7 protein-coding genes and 1 pseudogene are annotated in these 15,934 nt (G+C 57.0%); all 8 read left to right on the plus strand.

All coding sequences use genetic code 11. The features are described 5' to 3' along the window. The coding region (locus ACN0UN_RS11150; RefSeq protein WP_417660054.1) for an integrase core domain-containing protein at window positions 1-93 on the plus strand (93 nt) is incomplete at its 5' end. 43 nt (window positions 94-136) lie between these two features. Continuing rightward, window positions 137-1,108: a hypothetical protein gene (locus ACN0UN_RS11155; RefSeq protein ID WP_417660048.1), complete on the plus strand. Its 972-nt coding sequence runs from the start codon at window positions 137-139 to the stop codon at window positions 1,106-1,108. Window positions 1,109-1,657: 549 nt separating this feature from the next. Next, window positions 1,658-4,783, plus strand: a complete 3,126-nt coding sequence (gene drmD, locus ACN0UN_RS11160; protein ID WP_417660049.1) for a DISARM system SNF2-like helicase DrmD — start codon at window positions 1,658-1,660, stop codon at window positions 4,781-4,783. Then, window positions 4,780-8,826 carry an Eco57I restriction-modification methylase domain-containing protein gene (locus ACN0UN_RS11165; RefSeq protein WP_417660050.1) on the plus strand — a complete coding sequence of 1,349 codons (4,047 nt, stop codon included), beginning with the start codon at window positions 4,780-4,782 and terminating at the stop codon, window positions 8,824-8,826. The genes drmD and ACN0UN_RS11165 overlap by 4 nt, the downstream gene beginning before the upstream one ends. Window positions 8,827-9,077: 251 nt before the next feature. Further along, entirely contained in the window at window positions 9,078-13,106 is a 4,029-nt protein-coding gene (drmA, locus tag ACN0UN_RS11170; RefSeq protein WP_417660051.1) for a DISARM system helicase DrmA, read from the plus strand. 2 nt (window positions 13,107-13,108) lie between these two features. Next, complete coding sequence (gene drmB, locus ACN0UN_RS11175) at window positions 13,109-14,965, plus strand: DrmB family protein (RefSeq protein ID WP_417660052.1); 1,857 nt, start codon at window positions 13,109-13,111, stop codon at window positions 14,963-14,965. Further along, on the plus strand, window positions 14,966-15,742 hold the full coding sequence (gene drmC, locus ACN0UN_RS11180; RefSeq protein ID WP_417660053.1) for a DISARM system phospholipase D-like protein DrmC: 777 nt from the start codon (window positions 14,966-14,968) through the stop codon (window positions 15,740-15,742). A 72-nt stretch (window positions 15,743-15,814) separates the two neighbouring features. Further along, window positions 15,815-15,934 (plus strand): annotated as a pseudogene (locus ACN0UN_RS11185) (very short patch repair endonuclease); the annotation flags it as partial.

Below are 15,934 nucleotides of genomic sequence, written 5' to 3' on the forward strand. Positions count from 1 at the left end.
GCTTTTGAGCATTACAACGAAGAGCATCCCCACAGCGCACTGAAGTACCGCTCGCCTCGGGAGTTCAGGCGGTTGGCTGTAACATCAACTTAACAGGGTTGCGGTGTCCGGTTTGATAGGGGCAAGTCCACTCACCATGACCAACCCTAAGTTCTACACCTACCTTTCCCAATCAGACATTGCCCTCCAGATCGAATCACTCGTACACGCCATCGAAAAGAACGACACGCCAGCATTCAGAATCACGCAAAGTCGTTCAGGTTATGAGCATGTCGAAAAGACTAGGCTCTCCAGATACTTCACCCACATCAAACAGATGGTCGACGTGTTCGATGACCGCGTGGAGTACAGCTACAGCGAGCACCTGCAAGTGTTCAGGGATGCCTGTCAGGACATTGGGCTTGAGCGTTGTATTGATGGTCCTGTCTGTTGGAACGAAAAGGGTACGGCGTATCTAGATCATCATCACAGCATGAACGTTCTCACCGCACGGATCCGTCGGTTGACCCGTGAGCCTTGGTATCGGCGTAAGAAGGGTGATTGCCGCCATCAGGCCGAGCAGCAGGAGATCCGAGTCTGTGAATATGCAGATGCCATAAGGGAGCGCTATTCGCGTACGACCCTCGTCAGGATCAATCTCTCCTACCGATCAGAGGTTCACGCCAGATTGCGGGTTGAGCATGTGTTCGATGATCTAGATCGACTGGTTGCCCAGCATGAGCGTCATCCGGTGTTTAAGCATCTCATCGGCTACATCTATTCAGTGGAACAAGGCGATCGGAACGATGGAACGGGATACCACATCCATGCTGCTTACTTCTTCAATGGCAACGAATTGCAGGGAGATGTTAACAAGGCCATCCAGCTTGGTGAGTTGTGGAAGAACATTACGTATGGCCAGGGCTACATGCACAGCTGCAATCATAATAAGGAGCAGTACGGTGACCGATGTGGTATCGGCCGCATTGAGAGGGGCAATCAAGCGATCCGACCTCATGTCCACAACACGGTGAAGTACCTCGTCAAAGATGCTCAGCACCTGCGTCTGAGGCCCGAGGGAGCTCGGTGCCTGCGGATGGGCCAGCTGAAACGCCCTCGTCAAGGGTGAAGAAGTATGAGGCCGCAGCCTTGATAGCTACCTGAACAGGGATGCTGATTTATGGGGATCGTTAGCGACGCTTCGGCACAGCAGAGGTAGTTTCTGTCTAGCTCTTGTGCTCAATTGCTCTGAGCAACCGAGCAGTGTAGACGATGGCATCATTAAACGCCGCTTAGGCCGCTCGGCCGATTTGGTAATTAGCCCCGGCTGCGAGCGGCATTTCATATCAGCGAGAATCGCGCGGGCATTCTGCGAGATGCCCATGCCTAAAGGTCTGCCGGTACCTTAACCGAGTCGGTAGAAAGCGCGGAGCGTTGCTTTACCTGTGCCTTCCCGATGGATAAGGTGACGGACATCGCATCATGGCAGGCCGTGGTATCCCAGGGATGGCCGATCTACAGCGTTTTTTTGCGATCACGAACGCTGCCGTTTCAGCCCTCGACTCCGCACCTGTCCCAACTGGATCTCTAGTGCTTCGCGCTCTTTAGTCGCCCAGCGCATAGGCTTTTGCACATCCGTAGTTATCGGTTAGATGGTTACGGTGCTAAGGAGTAAGCAATGACTGCAACGGCGGAAGACAGCAGCTACCGCAATATTCCGGAACCGGGCCAGCTCGTCGAAGTTAGACGTCGGCAGTGGGTGGTAGCTGAAGTGGATGCTTCAAAGTTGGGCAGTGTGCGACAGCATGCCGTCACGCTTGCTTCCATCGATGAGGATGCTCTCGGCGAAGAGCTCCAGGTGATCTGGGAAATCGAGCCGGGCGCGCATGTCATCGAACGGGCTGGTTTGCCCGCCATCACCGGGCAGGACGATTCCGATACGCTGGAAGCCTTTCTGGATGCAGTGCGCTGGGGTGCTGCTACCAACGCGGATCGTGGTTTTCTCCAAGCACCGTTTCGCAGTGGCGTGAGCCTGCAGGACTTCCAGTTGGATCCGCTGGTACGTGCGATCGACATGGCGCGCGTCAACCTGCTGATTGCCGATGACGTAGGTCTCGGCAAGACGATCGAAGCAGGCTTGGTTATCCAGGAGATGCTGCTGCGTCATCGCGTCCGCACCGTACTGATCGTCTGCCCCGCGTCGCTGCAAGAAAAGTGGCGTGTCGAGATGATGGAAAAATTCGGGTTGGAGTTCCGTATCGTCGATAGCACCTACATCAAGGAGATGCGGCGCGAGCGAGGAATTCACGCCAATCCTTGGGTCTCGTTCCCGCGCCTGATCACGTCGATGGACTGGGCCAAGGCTGGCGATGGTTTGCGTGCCTTCCGCGATATCCTGCCAGCGCATGTCAGCTATCCGCGCAAGTTCGACATGTTGGTCGTCGACGAGGCGCATAACGTCGCGCCGTCAGCGAGTGCCCAGTACGCCATCGAGAGTCAGCGTACTCGTCTGATTCGCACCATCGCTCCGCATTTCCAGCACCACCTGTTCCTGACAGCGACGCCGCACAACGGCTACACCGAGTCCTTCACTTCGTTGCTGGAGCTGCTTGATGATCAGCGCTTCGCTCGCAACATCATGCCGGAAGAGAAGCAGTTGTCTCAGGTGATGATCCGCCGCCTCAAGAGCGAAATCACCGACAAAGACGGGAACCTAATATACGCGCAGCGCAAGCTCGAAGCATTGCCCGTCGACTACACCGTCAAAGAAAGAGAGATTCATCGCAAGCTGCAAATGTTCTGTGCCAGCAGGGAAACTGCGGATGACGAATTGGGCGGCGTGACAGGAGCCTCCTTCGTCAATCAGCTGCTGCGAAAGCGCTTGTTCTCCTCGCCGGCCGCCTTTGCGTCGACCCTGGAAAAGCATGTTGCGACCTTGGCGAGCGGAGGAAATGGAAAGACCCGGACGGACTTGTCCGAGCGAATCTTGCTCAAGGTCATTCAGCGTTCCGAAGAAGATTACGCCAACGACGCGGATGTCGAGATTGCGCAGCAAGAGGCCGTCGAGGAGGCCACGCGCCACTCGCGCCCCTTGAGCGCAGAAGAGCGCGTCTTGCTCGACGAGCTCAGGCATTGGGCCCAGCAGGCGATGAATCAGACCGACTCCAAGGCTAAAGCTCTGCTCGCCTGGATCGAACGGCATCTGAAGACCGATGGAGTATGGAACGGGAAGCGCGTGATTCTCTTCACCGAGTACCGCACCACGCTCGATTGGTTGCACCAGATTCTGGCGACTCATGATTTAGGTGGCGATCGCCTGATGATCCTGCACGGTGGCATGGATCACGACGAGCGAGAAAAAGTGAAGGCGGCGTTCCAGGCCGCTCCTGATGTTTCGCCAGTGCGGATCTTGCTGGCTACCGACGCCGCTTCCGAAGGTATCGACCTGCAGAGTCACTGTAACTACCTAATCCACCTGGAGATTCCGTACAACCCCAACGTCATGGAGCAACGCAACGGTCGTATTGACCGCCATGGCCAGCGCGAGAAAGAGGTGGTGATCTGGCACCCGGTCGATGCTCGCCAAGACCAGGATGCTGTCGGCGGCCACCAGGACGATATCCTGCGTGCATTGCGCAAGCTCGATTCCATGCGTGCCGATATGGGCAGCGTGAACCCAGTGATCGCACCGCAGATGTCCGGGCTCATCGAAGGATCTCTGCGTGATCTGGATACTCGGCTGGCGGACGCGAAGATCGTCCAGGCCCGCCGATTCGTCAGAGCCGAAAAAGATCTGGCCAACAGGGTAGCTAAGCTACATGAGAAATTGGTCGAGACTCGGGAGGACTTCCACCTTTCTCCAGAGCACATCCTTAAGGCGGTCGAAACCGGCTTGGCGTTGGCTGAGAAGCCCGCTCTCAAGCCGTTGACATCGGCGGGGATCGCGCCGGGTAAGGTCTTCGAACTGCCGCCCCTGGGGGGCGCTTGGGAGCGCTGCCGCGAAGGGCTGGAGCATCCATTCACCGGTAAGATCCGTCCGGTGACCTTCGACCATGAAGTCGCTAAGGGGCGAGATGATCTGGTGCTCGTCCATCTCAACCATCGCCTGGTACAGATGTGCTTGCGTTTGCTGCGTGCTGAGGTCTGGGCGCAGGAGGACAACAAGCGTTTGCATCGAGTGACGGTACGAGCACTACCTGACGATCGTCTCGAGGCTCCAGCGGTCGTGGTCGTGTCGCGCCTGGTGATCACTGGTGGTAATCACCACCGTCTGCATGAGGAGCTGACGTTCGCAGGTGGCTATCTGCGCGAACAAGGCTACAAGCGCGAAGAGGGCGTCACTCGGATACAAAGTTGGTTGGACGAAGCGCAGCCGAGTCAGCTCGACGACACGGCGTTCGACATGTTGCGCTCTCGTTTCGCCACGGCTGAGGAGGCCATTCAGCAATCTCTCGGGGCACGTTCACACAATCGTCTCGAGTATTTGGGCAACACCCTGGAAATCCGTAAGAACAAAGAAAAAGAAGACATTCTCGCTGTGCTGAATGAGCTGGATAGCGCGATTCGCAAGGAACTGGGCAAGGGTGAGTTGCCTGAGCAGTTCTCTTTGTTCAGCGAAGATGAGCGCACCCAGGTTCGCCGCGACAACTCCGCCTTGCAGGCACGTCTTGCGCGCATTCCAGCCGAACGGGAGCAGGAAACCAGCGCCATCGAGGCACGCCATGCCGAACCACAGGATCGAACCTTCCCGGTAGCGGTCATTTTCATCGTACCTGCATCGCTAGCCCAGGGAGGCCGCGTATGAAACCCCTCGATATTCACGATGAATGGTTGTCGCTGATCGAGGTCTCAGGTCCTTTCCTCGCCACGCCCGTACTGAAGCGCGTCTTCTCCACCGGTCTGCCGGCAGTCGAGCCGCGTATTCGCCAATATCTGCGCCAGGCCTATGACGAATGGTGCGAGGCTCGTGACAACGACGATCCCAGGTTCGGCGAACTGCATCGCGCTTGGATTCACGAGGTGCTTGCCCGCGGTCTGGAGTACGACGAGTCCGATAGCGGTGAGCTTCTCCTGCGAGGTGAGCGTATCCCTCCGGCGCTACGCGTCTCTCTGCTGGAGCACGGCGTCACCTTGGAGCCTGACTATGCGTTAGTTTCGGGCGGCAAAAGCCAGTTGCTCGTGCGAATCTATCCGGCAGGCACGGATCTCCAGGCCGCGTTGAATTTAGATGACTGGATCGCCAGTCCATCTGAACGCATGGAGCGGCTCTGCCGGGCCAGCGGTTGTCGCCTTGGTTTGGTCACCGATGGCGAACGCTGGATGCTGGTCGATGCTCCCGTTGGCGCTGTATCGACCTTCGCCAGTTGGTATGCACGCCTCTGGGGGCAAGAGCGGCTGACCCTGCAAGCCTTCCTCACCCTGTTGGGCATCCGGCGTTTCTTCGGTCCGGACGATGAGACCTTACCTTCGATGTTGGACGCGTCTCTCCAGCACCAGGAGGAGGTCACCGATGCCTTGGGTGAACAAGTTCGCCGGGCGGTCGAGGTATTGATACAGGCGCTGGACAAGGAAGATCGCGATAGCTCACGTACATTACTGCAAGGCGTCGAGCCGACCGAGCTCTACGAAGCAGGCCTGACCATCATGATGCGTCTGGTGTTCCTGTTGTCGGCTGAGGAGCGTGGGCTACTGCTGATGGGGGAGGAGGCGTACGAGAGCAACTACGCCATCTCCACTCTGCGGATGCAGCTGCGCCAGGAAACCGAGGAGGTGCTGGAGCGGCGCAACGATGCCTGGTCACGGTTGCTGGCGACCTTCCGCGCGGTGTACGGCGGCATCGAGCATGAGGCTCTGCGCTTGCCTGCCCTGGGTGGTTCGCTATTCGACCCCGATCGTTTCCCCTTCCTCGAAGGTCGTGCCCAGAGCTCCGACTGGAAGGTCGATCCTGCACGACCGCTGCCGATCGATAACCGTACGGTGTTGCTCCTGCTGGAGGCCATCCAGCAGTACGAGGGCCGTACGTTGTCCTATCGCGCGCTAGATGTGGAGCAGATCGGCTACGTCTACGAAGGACTGTTGGAGCGGACTGTCGCCCGAACAGAGCGGGTGACGGTGGAACTGACAGGTGGCAAGGGAGCGAAGAAGACCCTCTATGGTCTGGAGGAGCTCGAAGCTTTGCAGCGCCAGGGTAACGAGGCGTTGGTTGAGGCGCTTTCTGGCATCGATGCGGTCAAGCGTGGCGCAGGAGCTATTCGCAAGGATCTCGGTCGCTCGATTGAGGCCGCTCAGGCCAACCGCCTGCTCACGGCCTGTGCCGGAGATGAAGAGCTGCGTGATCGTGCCTTGCCGTTCCTCAATTTGCTGCGCACCGATCCTTGGGGCTACCCGCTGATCTACCCTGAGGGAGCCTTCATCGTCACCATGGGTAGCGATCGCCGTGAGTCGGGCACGCACTACACGCCTAAGTCACTGACCGAGCGAATCGTCGAAACTACCCTAGAACCCATTGCCTACGTAGGTCCGGCGGAGGGGCTACCGCGTGAACAATGGAGCCTGAAGTCGGCGGCGGAACTACTGGATCTGAAGGTTTGCGACCCGGCCATGGGGTCGGGGGCTTTTTTGGTGCAGGTCTGTCGCTGGCTCGCCGAGCGAATCGTCGAAGCTTGGGCCGCGCAGGAGGCAACTGGACGGTGTATTACCAGCGAGGGCCTGGCCGTCAATGCTCTTGCTGATCTAGATGGCCTACCCGCCAATCCCGAAGATAGGCTGGTGATCGCTCGTCGCCTGGTTGCTGAGCGCTGCCTCTACGGAGTGGACCTGAACCCCTTGGCCGTGGAGCTAGCCAAGCTTTCTATCTGGCTGGTGACGCTGGCCAAAGGTCGCCCATTCGGTTTCCTTGATCATAACCTCAAGTGTGGAGATAGTTTACTGGGCATCCATCGGCTCGACCAGCTTACCGAATTGAGCATGAAGCCTGGTGCGAAGGGGCAGCAGCGTCTCTTCGGCAAGAACATTGAGCTGGCGGTACGCAATGCGATCGAATTGCGCCAGAGTTTGCGCGAGATGCCGATTCGTGACATCCACGACGTGGAAGCCATGGCACGGTTGGAGGCGAATGCTCGAAGCCGACTCAAGGCACCGGAGCGAATCGCTGATGCTTTCATTGGAGAGGTAATAGCAGCAGGGGGTAGTGATTCTGCCTTAGCCTCAGGTCTCACTTCCCTTGCCATTCATGCGGGCCAAATACTCTCATCAAGTCAAGGTATCGCTGCCGAGATTGATGTTCGAATGAAATCAACTCTTTCCATTGATCTGCCCGCGGGTAAGCTTGCACGTAGACCGTTTCATTGGCCATTGGAATTTCCAGAAGTATTTTGTATTGAGAAGGTTGGTTTTGACTGCATTCTTGGTAATCCCCCCTTCTTGGGAGGACAGAAGATTACAGGAGTTTTTGGTACAGCTTATCGTACATACCTTGTTGCTAATTTAGCTGATGGAAAGAGAGGGTCTGCAGACCTAGTAGCTTATTTTTTCCTTCGTGCATTTCAACTGCTTAGACATAAAGGGGGCTTTGGGCTTCTCGCTGTAAATACGATTTCACAAGGCGATACTCGTGAGGTCGGCCTGGATCAATTGGTCACTGAAGGAGGAGTGATTCGCTCGGCTACCACTGATGAAAAATGGCCAGGAAGTGCTGCTGTTGTGACAACTAGAGTTGGAGTGATCAAGGGTGAGTGGCGGGGGGGGAAGTGTCTAAACCATGAGATGGTTAGTTCAATTTCAGCTCACTTGACAGCGCGACAGCTTCTGACCCCTAAGCGGTTATCCGAAAACTCTGAGATGGCATTTATAGGGTCGATTCCGCTTGGCGACGGATTTCTTGTCACACCTGGAAGGGCGGATGAGTTAATAAAACAAAACCCCAAAAGTGCGGAAGTTCTGAAGCCTTATCTTAGCGCTACAGATGTTCTTAGGACTCCGGATTGTGTGGCGTCCAGATGGGTTATTGATTTTGGAGGTAGAACGCTTGATTCAGCTCGGGAATATGGCGAGGTTTTTGAGATTGTAGAGAAGTTGGTGAGGCCTGTTAGGGAGGTAAATAAAAGAAAGTCTCGCCGAGAGCAATGGTGGAGATTCGCGGAACGTGCACCAGCTCTTTACGATAAAATAAAGAGCAACGATATGGTCATGTTCCATGCGTTTACCACCAAATATGTTGCGTTTTCTATGGTCCCGGCTCATCAGAGCTTTGCTGGTCCTAATGTGATAATAGCATCAAGCAATTTTTCCTTGTTTTCCTGTCTCCATTCTTCGCTATTTGACATGTGGGCATGGACATGGTGTTCAACGATGAAGAGGGATTTGCGATTCGCCCCAACCGACAGTATAGAGACGTTCCCATTTCCAGATTTTGAAAAGAACTTGTCACTGCATGATATAGGTGTTGAATATGAGTCCCTGCGTAGGAAGGTATTGCTGACCAATAATATTGGGCTTACGAGTTTGTATAACATGTTTCACGATCAGTGTTGTGAGTTAAAAGAAATCATTGTTCTTAGAGAAATCAGAGCTCGGATTGATCATAAGGTTGTTGATCTCTATGGGTGGTCAGATATTGATCTTGGTCATGGGTTTCACGAAATGCCATATCTTCCTGAAAATGACCGGACGCGTTATACAATTTCTGAGTCCGCGCGCTCTGAGGCTCTTCAGCGTCTCGTAGAGCTAAATTTTCAACGTTGCGAGGAGGGAGGTGCTGTGGAGCGTGGCCGGTCAAAGGCAGTGCCGAGGATACAAGAGAGGTCGGCGCATATAGCAGGGGCGCCACAACAAGTTTTGGATCTTTGAGGCATGCTCGTGGCAGGAAGAATTTGGAGATATTGTCCGCTTTCCGCAATTATCTTAATCCGTGGTCTGGGCGGCATGAGAAGAGTGGGTACCGGGAAATAGTTGGAATTTCAGGAAGTCACGGGTAAGTAATTATTATCCAATCAGTCGTAATTAGATTGGGCGACAAGAAGAGTGCTCGTCGCGCGAATAAGGCTATTACCAGGGCTTAGGGTATGCCTGGAAGAACTGATTAGATTCGAGGGAGAAGCATGGAAGAGCGAATGCAGGACAGTAACCCAGAGGCCTGGATCGTCGTCGACCGAGGCTTGAGGGGGGATGCTCGCCTAGCCGACAAAGGCGTTCGTTTGAGCGGCCGTCATCCGGCTGTGCATGAAGGAGCCTGGACTCTGGTTCTGAACCCTGTCGGCGGCATCGTGCTTATCGGACGTGTACTGCGTATCCGCGTCGATGCGGAAGGTACCTCGTTGTACTTCGACAAGGCCAAAACGATCGAACCTGCAGTGGGGATCGGCAGCGCCGGTTTGTTGCCTCCGACCGCCGGCAGCATCGTACGTGCGCCCTGGACCGAGTTCACTGAGGCCATCCCGCGCGCTCTGGGCATCACTCTCGCGGACATCTCGCTGATCGAGAACGAGGCTTACGTTCGCGAGCTGCTGCAGTACGCCATCATGGACGACCTTCTAGGGCCTGCCGGTGGGCCGGAGGAGCTCATCGTCGATATGAGCGTTCGCGATCGTTACCTTGTTGGCAAGCTCGCGCCGATGGAAAACGCCGAGCGCGGCGAAGATGTGGCTCCCCCGGAAAAGAATGAGGAGGAAGAGCCTGCGGATCTGGAGCCGAAGGCTCAGTCGAGTAAAGTCGACTCACCTCAGAAATCTGGTGGTGGGGATTCCGAGGCCGAAGAGGAAGTGGATACGGCCTCGAACCAATCGCTTGCACCGTCGAGCCTGGGCTTCACTTTTTGCGTCGATGGCGATGCGGAAAGTCTCGAGGTGGCGGTGAGTTGGGGGCGCTATGAGCGTTTCGAATCCGATGACCCCGTCCATGCCAAGGTGGTCAAGAAGTCGGTCTGTGACGCCGAAGGTCGAGTGATCAAGACCACTGAGCAAGTTCTCAAAGCCAAAGTCTGGCGGCGCAAGCCTTCTGGCGGAACCTTCCAGCTGGCGCTAAAGGATGGAGTGATTTCTCCTGTAACCCCAGATCCAGCCTGTCCACAAATGCTCATCCAGGGCACGGTGCGTTCACCCAACGAGAAGGGTGAGCGATTGGTCACGCTGTTCCTGGTGAACGGCCAAACGGAACCTGATGAGAATCGCGATACCGCCTGGGTGTTTCAGCCGGAAATCCTCGTGCGTGCCAATGGCGACAGTTCGGTGAAGGATATATTCCGTCGCCGTCCTGCTCTGGAAGCGGATGCTGGCGCGGCGGACGATGACGACTTACGCGAGCGCTTGGCGCTAGAGATGATCTATCGCGATCGTGTCGAGTTCGCTGTAGGCCATGGCGTTGCAGTGCATGCGGTGGCTGGTCCAGATGTGGCGAGGGCAGTAGAGCTGCGCACCGCGGTGATGCCGCAATACGAAGTGCCGGTCACTGAAACGCCGGGGTTGGATTCGCAGGATCGGCCGGCGATGCGCAGGCTGGTCGACGAAGGCTTGCTGGATATGAAACATCTGGCGGAGCTGAAGAAGGAAGAGCTCGTTGTCGCGCTCGGGATACTGACCGAGGACTATGCATCATGGATCGAAGATCAGCGCGCACGTGTCGAGAGCGATGCCGCCGGCTACGTACAGCAGGCCGATGAGGCGCTGGGGCACTGCGAGTCGATTCTGGTTCGTCTACGCGAGGGGGTGAGTCTACTGGCGACAGACGATAATGCCCTGGCGGCATTTCGCTTCGCTAACCGAGCGATGGCAATTCAGCGGGTGCATAGCGCGTTCGCTTTGCAGCGCCGTCGAGGGAGCGCCGTCGAGCTGGCGGAGTTCGATATTCCCAAGAACCGTTCCTGGCGTCCCTTCCAGTTGGCCTTCTTGCTGCTGTCCGTCCCCGGGCTGACCGATCCGAAACATACGGATCGCACTCAGCCCCTGCAGGCCTATGCGGATCTGCTTTGGTTCCCTACGGGCGGTGGCAAGACCGAGGCATACCTGGGTGTCGCTGCATTCACCATGGCGATTCGCCGTCTGCAAGGAAACCTGGGTGGCTACGACTCATCCCGCGGCCTAGCCGTGATCATGCGTTACACCCTGCGCCTGCTGACTTTGCAGCAGTTCCAGCGTGCCACTGCCTTGATCTGCGCGATGGAACATATTCGCCGGGAAGCGCTTGCAGCGGGCGACAAGTACTTAGGTGAGAGCGCGTTCACCATCGGTCTTTGGGTCGGTAACAAGGTGACACCGGGTACCACTGAGGATAGTCACAAGTTCATCGAGGCCATTCGTACTCCTGGGAGAAACCCCACCGGAATGGCTTCACCGGCACAGCTGACAGGCTGCCCTTGGTGCGGAACCGAGATTGATCCACGTAGAGATATTGAGGTCGACAAGATATCTGGGCGCACGACGATCTACTGCGGGGACAAGCTAAGTGCCTGTGACTTCTCCCGTGGCCGTTCGAGCAAGCAGGCACACCCAGGTTTGCCTGTGATGGTCGTGGACGAGGAGATGTATCACCGCCCACCGTCGATGATGATCGCCACGGTGGACAAGTTCGCGATGATGGCGTGGCGCGGTTCGATAAGGAACCTGTTCGGCCGGGTATCGAAGGAGTGTTCCCGACATGGATTGCTCTGGCCTGGTTCGGAGTGCAACACCGGTCATAGGGCCGTCGAGGGTAGGGTGGCTGCGACGGTCAAGGCTATCTCTCCGGTGCGCCCACCGGATCTGATTATCCAGGATGAATTCCACCTGATAAGTGGCCCCTTGGGAACCATGGTGGGGCTGTACGAGAGTACGGTCGATGAGCTGTGCACGTGGCAGTTGGATGGCGACTCGATTCGCCCGAAGGTGATCGCATCTACCGCTACCGTGCGCAAGGCGCAGCAGCAGGTCAACAACGTGTTCATGCGCCAAGTCTCGGTGTTTCCTCCGCATGGCTTGGATGTCGAGGACAACTTCTTTTCGGTGCAGCGGCCCATCGAGCAGAAGCCAGGGCGGCGCTATCTCGGCATCTGCTCTCCGGGCAGCTCACGGCCGGCGATGCTGATCCGTGTCTACACGGCTGCGCTGACTGCCGCTCAAGCGCTGTTCGATCGTTTCGGCAAAGCTGCCGACCCTTACATGACTATGGTGGGCTACTTCAATTCGTTGCGAGAGTTGGGTGGTATGAAGCGTCTGGCCGAGGACGACGTGCAGACTCGTGCGTACCGTGTGCAAATGAGCATGGTGCAGCGGCCTGGTCTGGCGCAGCGCAGCGTCATGAACATCCGCGAGCTGACCTCTCGGGTTTCCAACCAGGACATTCCCAAGTATCTCGACCAGCTCGAGGTGATGTTCAAGTCCGAATGGGATCCAGGAAAAGGTAAGTACGTGACCCGCTGGGACGAAGGAGATTCTCGAGCCATCGATATCGTGTTGGCCACCAACATGTTGTCGGTCGGTGTCGACGTCAACAGGTTGGGCATCATGGCCGTCAACGGCCAACCGAAGGGGACAGCGGAATACATCCAGGCGACCAGTCGTGTAGGGCGTCAATTTCCCGGTCTGGTCTGTACTGTCCTGACGTGGGCCAGGCCGCGCGATCTCTCGCATTACGAGACCTTCGAGCATTACCACGCGACCTTCTACAAGCATGTAGAGGCGCAGTCGGTCACCCCATTCTCGCCGCGCGCGATGGACCGTGGTTTGACCGGAGCGATGCTGTCGTTGATTCGCGCCAAGAGCGATGAGTTCGCGCCGAACGAGGGCGCGCAGAGCCTCAAACAGCCGAACCAAGCAGAAATGCTGGAGGCCATGAAGGTGCTCGAAACGCGTGCCGACAACATCGCGGAAGCTCCTGCGAAGAAGCTCGCGGGCGACATGCTCAAGCAGCGTGCTGACCAGTGGGTGAACGAGGTGATGCAGGGGAACCGTATCTTGGCTTACGAGAAACGCGGGCCAGACAAGGACAGAACTGTTCCCTTGATCAAGGCACCAGGGGCGCAGACTTGGGATAACTGGACGGTACCTATGTCGATGCGTGAGGTCGAGCCAGGAGTTCGTTTGGTCATGAATTCGGCGAAGATCAAAGACGATATTCAATGGAAGCCTCGCCCTGCGGCGGCCGATAAGGACGAATGAGTATGGCGAACGAAAAGACCCCTGTTGGCTCGGTGCGGCCGAGTCAGCTGCTGTGGACCTATGGCCCGGGTGCCCTCATCGATTTGCCTAACGTGTCGGTCATAACCTCTGGCATCGACGTCTGGGAGAAGGATCGCTGTCAGCCTTTGATCGAAAACCGTCTTCTCGCAGCTGTGCAGAAAGTACTTGGCTCTCAGGTCGAATCGCTACGTATGCCGCCGTTCACCAAGAGCGACTCCGTCGATCCTTTCTCTGCAGAAGCCAATGTTGGGGTTCCGGTTCGTCCTTTCCCTCGCTGGCTACGCTGTGTGAAGTGCGGGCTGCTGTCTCCCTATGACAGTGGTCTGTTCGAGCTCAAGGAAAGTCGGTACCGCCCAGAGGCGACGCGGTTCGTTCATCAGGGGTGTCGAGGATCCAAAGGGGATCAACCCGCGAAGGATGCCGATGCCGTTCCGGCACGTTTCCTTTTGGCTTGCAAGAACGGGCATCTGGATGATTTCCCTTGGCAGTGGTTCGTCCATAGTGGCCCCAGCGATTGCATAGGGACATTGCGTTTCTACGAAAGCGGCGCTTCCCTGCAGACCGAGAATCTTTGGGTGAAATGCGATACCTGTGGAGCCGCGCGCAACATGGCCCAAGCGTTCGGGCGGATTGGTAAGGAGAATCTGCCAGGTTGTCGGGGGCGGCATCCTCATCTTGATCAGTTCGAGCCGGATTGCGATGCGGAGCCTAGAGCTGTGCTGTTGGGGGCGACCAACAGCTGGTTCCCGATTTCCTTGTCTGCGTTGGCGATACCTCAGGCGAAGGATGGGCTGGCGCAGTTGGTTGAAGATGGCTGGAGTTTCTTCGGCGACCTGGATGCGCCGGAAGAAGTTCCTCTGACCATCAAGCTGCTTAAGAAGACTGGTTCGTTGCCTGGAATCGATCAGTATTCCGCAGAGGCTATCTGGGCTGCCATCGAGGCATACCGTTCCGGTGGCGACGAGAGCGTCACCGAGGCTGATATCAAAGGCCCGGAGTGGCGAGTACTGATCAATCCGTCACCGGTGAATGACTATCCGCACTTCATGTCCGAAGCGGTAGCCGTTCCCAATGGTTTCCAAGGAAAGATCTCCAGGGTGTTGCTGTTGAAGCGCCTGCGCGAGGTCAACGCTTTGCTCGGCTTCACGCGAGTCGAGGCACCTGACGACTCCGGCGGTAGCGGATCGGGACCGATCCAGGCACCACTGTCACGCACGAAGCCCGATTGGGTGCCCGCCAATCAGGTACACGGCGAAGGCGTCTTCATTCAGTTCGATGAGCAGTCGATCTCTGAGTGGGAGCAGAGTGCCGAGGTTCAGGCTGCCGATGTGAGCCTGCGAGGCGGACATAAAGGTTGGCGGAACTCCCGTCACCTCTGTCCGCCAGAAGAGGGTTATCCAGGTGCCCGCTATGTGATGCTGCATACCTTGGCGCATTTGCTGATTCGAGAGTTGGCGTTGGAGTGCGGATACAACGCCGCCAGCATTAGAGAGCGGATCTATGCAGAGGTGAATGAAGAAGGCAATCAGTGCGGCTTCATCATCTATACGGCCGCCGCGGACTCCGATGGGACCTTGGGCGGCTTGGTCGAGTTGGGCAAGCCAGAGAATCTGGAACGCCTACTGGTCCAGGCTTTGCGGCGTGCGCGCATTTGCTCCTCTGATCCCTTATGCGCTGAGCATGATCCGCAGAAAGACCGGAGTCTGCATGCAGCAGCTTGCCATGCATGTTCCTTTGTCGCGGAGACCTCTTGCGAGCGTGGCAACCGGTACCTTGATCGGGCGATGGTCGTACCTACCTTCGAGAATGCCAAGGCGGCATTCTTCGAGGGTTCGTAGGTGCGCGGTCTACTTACCGCGATATCTGAGTTGGTTTCCATCGTTTCCTTTGACCGTATCGCCGCCTTGGCGACCAAAGTCAGGGGCGTGGACGCAGCCAAAGCTGGGGATCTTGGAGCTGGTGTGTTGTCCGCAAAGGCTGGCAATGCGCTCAAGGGGCTGATCGATGCTTGGAAGGCGTCGCCCACCAGCGGCGAGACCTTGGCTGCCATGCTCTTGGCCGCCGCTCATGCATCTCGACATGCCGAGAGCCGGCAGAGGATCGAACTGGTATGGACTGGCCCCACTACCGCGCTCGTCCCTGCTCGTCGAACCGAACAGGCTTTGATCCAGGTGATCGATGCTGCACAGCAGCGGTTGTTCATCACCAGTTACGTCGCGTACGACATCGAGTCGATCGCCAAGGCTCTGAAGTCAGCGGCAGAGCGTGGCGTGAAGATCGAATTCCTGATGGAGCTGTCGAGCGCTCACGGGGGCAAGGTCAGCATCGACCCTATCGGTAACCTGAAAAAAATCGTCCCTGATGCGCTGTTCTATGTCTGGAAAGACAAAGATGCTGCTTTCGTCAATGGCAGCGTGCACGCGAAAGTCGCGGTGGCGGATGGGGCATATTGCTTCATCACTAGCGCCAACCTGACGGGATACGCAATGGGTCAGAACATGGAGGCTGGGGTCTTGATATCTGGTGCTCCGTTGCCCGAGCTGCTTCATCGACATCTGGAGGCTTTGGCGATGACGGGAGTGGTCGTTCCGGTCGACGGTCTGGGAAAGGATTAGTGTCGCGAAGCGATATCATGCGGGCGGTCAAGCGCGCCGACACAAAGCCGGAGATCATAGTTCGCCAAAGCGTTGCGTGCTCTTCGACTCCGGTTCCGCCTGCATCGTCGTGACCTTCCCGGTTCACCGGACATAGTCCTGCCTAGATCCTGGACGGTAGTCTTCGTGCATTGGTGTTTCTGGCACCGACAT

It is taken from the genome of Pseudidiomarina sp. (assembly GCF_048267825.1).
Lineage (GTDB): Bacteria > Pseudomonadota > Gammaproteobacteria > Enterobacterales > Alteromonadaceae > Pseudidiomarina.